The sequence below is a fragment of the Nonomuraea sp. NPDC050643 genome (genome assembly GCF_040654715.1).
Taxonomy (GTDB): Bacteria; Actinomycetota; Actinomycetes; order Streptosporangiales; family Streptosporangiaceae; genus Nonomuraea.
Genome location: NZ_JBFAIM010000152.1, coordinates 1 through 3923, shown reverse-complemented (window position 1 = coordinate 3923; position 3923 = coordinate 1). Strand labels below are relative to the sequence as shown.

At 72.3% G+C, this 3923-nt stretch carries 2 protein-coding genes, 1 tRNA gene and 1 other RNA gene; 3 read left to right on the top strand and 1 reads right to left on the bottom strand.

Annotated features, from left to right (window positions below):
• Nucleotides 1–1044: tetratricopeptide repeat protein (locus AB0I15_RS66550; RefSeq protein ID WP_358121058.1), on the top strand; the 1044-nt coding region annotated here is incomplete at its 5' end.
• A gap of 217 nt (nt 1045–1261) precedes the next feature.
• Here AB0I15_RS66550 and AB0I15_RS66545 read toward each other — a convergent pair.
• Nucleotides 1262–1349 (bottom strand) — tRNA-Ser (locus tag AB0I15_RS66545).
• Between the two features lie 99 nt (nt 1350–1448).
• Here AB0I15_RS66545 and ffs point away from each other — a divergent pair.
• Together ffs and AB0I15_RS66535 are read left to right on the top strand one after the other, a co-directional pair.
• Nucleotides 1449–1544: signal recognition particle sRNA small type (ffs, locus tag AB0I15_RS66540), an RNA gene on the top strand.
• A gap of 32 nt (nt 1545–1576) precedes the next feature.
• Nucleotides 1577–3923 (top strand): DNA polymerase III subunit gamma and tau (locus AB0I15_RS66535; RefSeq protein WP_358121055.1); only part of this gene is annotated, 2347 nt, incomplete at its 3' end.

Genomic DNA, 3923 nt, shown 5'->3' with positions numbered 1-3923 from the left:
GCCCGCGAACGCGCACACCAAGACGTCCCGGAGCAGGAACGCACCACCGCCGTCCAGGGCGCGCTCCACCACTACCTGACCACCCTCTGGATGGCGACCACGATGCTCGCCAGCGACGCCGTACTGCGCTGCCCGGTCGAGCTGCCCGACGTCACCTTCGAGGATCCGGCCGAGGCGGGACGATGGGCCCAGGAGGAGCGGGAAAACCTGCTCGCCGCCGCGCAGCAGGCCTTGGCCGGGCCCGACCCGGCGACCGCCGTCGGCCTGGTCATCGGCCTCCACTGGCCCTTCTGCTACCAGGGCTGGCACACCCAACTGGCCGACATCTACACGCACGCCATCGAGGTCGCCGATCGCATCGAGGCATGGGAGGACAAGGCGCAACTCCGCAGCTTCCTCGGCTGGGTTCACCGGGACCAGGGCCGCCACGACGCCGCCATCGCGCAACTGAAGACGGCTCTCACCGACTGGGACCGCGCCGGCCTGCCCCGGCGGAAGGCCGGGGTGCTCAACAACCTCGGCGTCATCAACGCGATCGCGGGCCACCTCGACGAGGCACTCGGCTACCTGGAATCCGCGTTGGCGCTCAACGACGACGCCGAACGCCCTGGGGCCGCGCTCGTGCTCCGCAACAACCGGGTGCACGTCTACTACCGGCAGGGGCGCTACGACGAGGCCATCGCGGAGGCCCGCCAGTTGGTGGAACTGGGGCCGACAACGGGCCCGCTCGCCGACGCAGGCATCGCCCACGGTTCGCTCGGCGACGCCTACCGCTACGCCGGCCGGCTGACCGAGGCGGTGGAGAGCTACACCACGGCCGTGCGGTTGCTCGGGGAGTCGGGCTACCGGCTGAAGGAAGCCGTGTCCCGCTGGTGGTTCGGCACCACGCTGCACGGCCTCGAACGACACCGCGAAGCGCGGGAACAGTGGGCGGAGTCCGTCCGCCTCCTGTGCGACGCCCGCCTGCTCACGCCACGGGAGGCGACCGAGATCCTCGCCCAGCCGGTGCCGGAAACACCCCAGCCGATCAAGAACATGCTCTGACCCGCACCTCAGCACGTGTCACCCACGGCCGCCGGGCCATGGGCACACTCCGCTCGCCACTGGACCAAGTGCAGGTCCAGTGGCCCGGCGTCGTCCCGGTGGAAAGGTCGTGGCGTAGCGTCAGCAGCTCGGCTTCGATCTCATCCGTCGCGACGAGGGTGCTGAGACCCAAAGCGAGAGGGGCCATGCCGCTGATCGCGACATGACCCCTCTGAGCTGGCGGAGGATGGGGGATTTGAACCCCCGAAAGGTTGCCCTTTACACGCTTTCCAAGCGTGCGCCCTCGGCCACTAGGCGAATCCTCCGTCGTCGAGCTTACCGGACTTCTGAGGCTGCGCAGACCATGTTTTTCGACCGGGTTCTCAGGGGTGGAGCGAGCACTGCGGCATCCCGCTAGACTGTCCAGGGACCCCTCGCGCGGCGTCATCCTGTGAACCTCCCCAGGGCCGGAAGGCAGCAAGGATAAGCGGGCTCTGGCGGGTGTGCGAGGGGTCTCTTCGTTGAGAAACCCCCTCGCAGGCGGGATGGTCGCATGAGCCTTGCGCTTTACCGCAAGTACAGGCCCGGGACATTCGCCGAGGTCAAGGGTCAGGAGCACGTTACCGACCCGCTGCGGCAAGCGTTGCGTACGGGCCGCATCAACCACGCCTACCTGTTCAGCGGCCCTCGTGGATGTGGCAAGACCTCCAGCGCCCGCATCCTGGCGCGCTCCCTCAACTGCGAGCAGGGCCCCACGCCCGACCCCTGTGGCGTCTGCGAGTCGTGCGTCGCGCTCGGCCCGACCGGGCCCGGCCACCTCGACGTGATCGAGATCGACGCCGCCTCGCACGGTGGTGTGGACGACGCGCGCGACCTGCGCGAGCGGGCCTTCTTCGCCCCCGTCTCCGCGCGTTACAAGATCTACATCATCGACGAGGCGCACATGGTGACCCGCGAGGGTTTCAACGCGCTGCTCAAGCTCGTCGAGGAGCCCCCGCCGCACCTGAAGTTCATCTTCGCGACGACCGAGCCGGAAAAGGTCATCGGCACGATCAAGTCGCGTACGCACCACTACCCGTTCCGGCTGATGCCGCCCGCCACGTTGCGTGCGCTGCTGGAGGAGATCCTCACTTCGGAGAGCGTGCCGTTCGAGCCGACCGCCCTGCCCCTCGTGGTGCGGGCGGGTGCCGGCTCCGCGCGTGACTCGCTGTCCATCCTTGACCAACTCCTCGCCGGGGCGGAGGAAGACGGCATCACCTACGCCAAGGCCGTCTCCCTGCTCGGCTACACCGACGGCGATCTGCTGGACGAGGTCGTCAACGCGTTCGCGGCCCGCGACGGCGGGCTGGTGTTCCACACGGTCAACCGGGTGATCGAGGGCGGTCACGACCCCCGCCGCTTTGCCGCCGACCTGCTCGAACGCTTCCGCGACCTGGTGATCCTGGCCAACGTTCCCGAGGCGGCGTCGAGCGGTCTGCTCGACCGCCCGGCCGACGAGCTGGAGCGCCTCGTCCAGCAGGCCGCCTCGATGGGCCCGGCCGAGCTCACCCGGGCCGCCGAGATCTTCAACGCGGGCCTCACCGAGATGCGCGGCGCCACCGCGCCGCGCCTGCTGCTCGAGCTGATGTGCGCCCGCGTTCTGCTTCCGGGCGCCGCGCAGGGCGAGGAGGCCCTGCTGGCCCGCCTGGAGCGTCTCGAACGCGGCGGCGCCGTGGCTCAGATGGCCGCCCGCACCGCAGGCGGCACGCCGCCGGCCCCCGTCTCCTTCCCCCGCCCGGCCGCAGGCGGAAACGACACGGCCTACGCCGCCGGTGGGCCCGTGGCGGCCAACCACGGCGCTCCCGCCGGGCCCGGCTCGGACCAGGGCGGTCATGGCGGGTCCGGCGCAGACCAGGGGGCTCATGGCGCGCCCGGCCAGGCGCCGGCGGCCTATGGTCAGGCCGGTCAGGCCGGTGCGGCGGGTGGTGGCGTGGCTGCGGCGGCTCGTCCGGCCTCGGGTGCGGACGACTGGCCGGAGGCGGTCCGACCTGGTTCGGGTCCTTCAGCTCCGGCTCCGGCTTCGGCTCCGTCTTCGGGTGGTGCTCACGCGCCTGCGGGCGGGCAGCCCGCGTCAGGCGGCGGCGGTCCTACGGCGGGTGGCGCGGGTGCGCTTCAGTCCCAGTGGCCCGCCGTGCTGGCCGCGCTCAAGCAGCGCAGCATCGTCGTCTGGGCCAACGTGAGCACCAACGCCCAGGTGGTGGGCGTCGAAGGCAACCTGGTCACGCTCGGCTTCACCCAGGTCGGCGCCATGAAGAACTTCACGGGCGGCGGCAAGGACGCCGTGGTGGCCGGCGCGCTGGGCGACGTGCTCGGCGGCACCTGGCGGGTCGAGGCCGTCGTCGGCGGCTCCCCGATCCCGAGCGCGCCGAGCGCTCCCCGTGGCCCCGCTCGCCCGCCCTCCCACGGCGCCGCCCCGGCGGGCCAGGCGCAGAGCGCCCCTCAAGGCGCGGGGGGCTCGCATTCCGCAGGCCCCCAAGGCCGTACGGCGTCCCACGGCACCTCCCAGGAGGACCAGGGCGGTTCCGAACCCGGGCACCCTCCAGCCGGTCCGGCTGCGGGTCAAACGGGTTCAGCGGGTTCGGCGGGCTCGGGGCCGGCACATCCGACCACGGACGAGTCCTGGCCCGAGGCCCCCGACGATCACGCTCCCGGCTCTCCGCCGACCCCCGACCCCACGAAGACCATGGCGGCCGCCCAGCAGTCCGGCGGAGCACCGGCGGGAGGCGGGCTCGCTGGTGCGGGCCTGGCCGCCGCACGCTCCGCGGCGAAGGCGGCCGCCGCCGCGGGGCCTCGCATCCCCGCGGCTCGCGGTGCCAGCGGTGGCGCGGCCCATGGTGGCGGGGGCGGGGGCGGGGGCGGGT